Source organism: Pseudoalteromonas sp. TAB23 (assembly GCF_000498075.1).
Lineage (GTDB): Bacteria > Pseudomonadota > Gammaproteobacteria > Enterobacterales > Alteromonadaceae > Pseudoalteromonas > Pseudoalteromonas arctica.
This window is the reverse complement of the sequence record NZ_AUTP01000155.1, coordinates 1-1,844: the sequence shown is the minus strand read 5'-3', so window position 1 is coordinate 1,844 and position 1,844 is coordinate 1. Positions and strand designations below refer to the sequence as shown.

The window sequence follows — 1,844 nt, the reverse complement described above, 5'->3', positions numbered from 1 at the left end:
CCCGCCTATAAATTCTCTAAACTCTTTAAAGCACCACGTTACACGCTCAACATCTAAATGCCACAAACCAAACTCACGAATACCTGGCGAGTCGATTAGGTTACCGCCACTTGGTAAATGGTGAAGGCGTGAAACAGTTGTTGTGTGCTGGCCTAAGCCGCTGTTTTCAGATACTTCTTTAGTTAATATTTCAGCGTTAGGCAATACAGTATTAACGAGGGTTGATTTACCCACACCACTTTGGCCAACAAAAATATTATTTTTATCAACAAGTACTTCTTTTAATTTATCGATACCATCGCCTGATATATTACTAACAAGGAGTACTTGGTAATCAAGTTTACGATAGATATCGAGAACTTTTTGTATTTCGTTAAGGCCTGCTTCGTCAATTAAATCGGTTTTATTGAGCACTAAAATTGGCTCAATGCCCATATCTTCACAGGCTATTAAATAACGGTCGATAATACTGGGTGTAAATTCGGGTAATACCGCCGATACCATGAGTATTTGGTCAATGTTGGCTGCAATAACTTTAACACCGTCGTAAAAATCAGGGCGGGTAAGTTGCGAGCGACGCTCTTGCGTGGCTTCAATTACACCGGCTAAATCACCTTCACTTACTTTGGCACGGCGAAATAATACTTCATCACCACATACTAAATTAGACACAGTACGGCGTATATTACAGCGAAGTACATCGCCATTTTCAGTTTCGACATCGGCGTGTTGGCCAAAACGACTGATCACAATTGCGCTCTCGACCTGACCTAAGTTATCGGTTTGCCATTCTTGCGCCCCTTTTTTAGCCGGTCTTGAGTCTGCGCTATTAATGCGCTTTTGGTGATTGGCCTTGATCTGACGCGATTGGCCTTTACTTAATTTTTTTTGTTTTGCCACTGGAGGCCTATAACCTTAGTTAAATGTCGCTTTTCCTAAAAAAAGCTTTAGCTCGACGGTTGATGCTAATATGATATATCGAAATGCGTTGGATCTAAAGGAAAGCACCGCTTAGGTAATTATGACTATTAATAAATCAAATTTAATTTGGCTCGATCTTGAAATGACAGGGCTCGAACCAGAGACCGATAAAATACTCGAAATTGCGACGGTTGTCACTGACGCAGACCTGAATATATTAGCCGAAGGGCCAACTATAGCTATTCATCAAAGTGATGAATTACTAAATGGCATGGACGAGTGGTGTACTACTCAACATGGTAAGTCGGGTTTAACAGCTCGCTGCAAAGCAAGTACCTTTGATGAAGCCTATGCTGTAGAGCAAACTTTAGCGTTTTTAAAGCAGTGGGTACCAGCAGGCACTTCGCCAATGTGTGGTAATTCAATTGGTCAAGACCGCCGCTTTATGAATAAATATATGCGCGAGCTTGAAGACTTCTTTCATTACAGAAATCTTGATGTGAGTACTATTAAAGAATTAGCACGTCGCTGGAAACCAGAAGTGCTTGCAAAAGTGAACAAAAAAGGCTCACACCTTGCTTTGGATGACATTAAAGATTCGATTATGGAATTAAAAGTCTATAGAGAAAATTTCTTTAATTTGTAAAAAACACTTGCAAACAGACTGTATTATTGTAGAATCCTGCCCCGCTCAAGACGATAACCCACGCGGGGTTAGTGTGTTTGAGTGATTGAATTACCATCAATAAATGCGGTACTAGCTCAGTTGCTAGAATGTTGAACGCGACCTGTCGCGCACCAACGTAAAATAACTGAAGAAGTGAAAATGCGGTACTAGCTCAGTTGGTAGAATGTTGAACGCGACCTGTCGCGCACCAACGTAAAATAACTGAAGAAGTGAAAATGCGGTACTAGCTCAGTTG

At 41.0% G+C, this 1,844-nt stretch carries 2 protein-coding genes; one reads left to right on the top strand and one right to left on the bottom strand.

Going from position 1 to position 1,844, the window contains the following annotated elements; all coding sequences use genetic code 11:
• On the bottom strand, positions 1–900 hold a 900-nt coding region (gene rsgA, locus L654_RS0106375), incomplete at its 3' end, for a small ribosomal subunit biogenesis GTPase RsgA (RefSeq protein ID WP_024607596.1).
• Between the two features lie 121 nt (positions 901–1,021).
• On the opposite strand from rsgA, the gene orn reads away from it, so the two are divergent.
• Positions 1,022–1,567, top strand: a complete 546-nt coding sequence (gene orn / locus L654_RS0106370; RefSeq protein ID WP_007585019.1) for an oligoribonuclease — start codon at positions 1,022–1,024, stop codon at positions 1,565–1,567.
• Positions 1,568–1,844 lie beyond the last annotated feature (277 nt).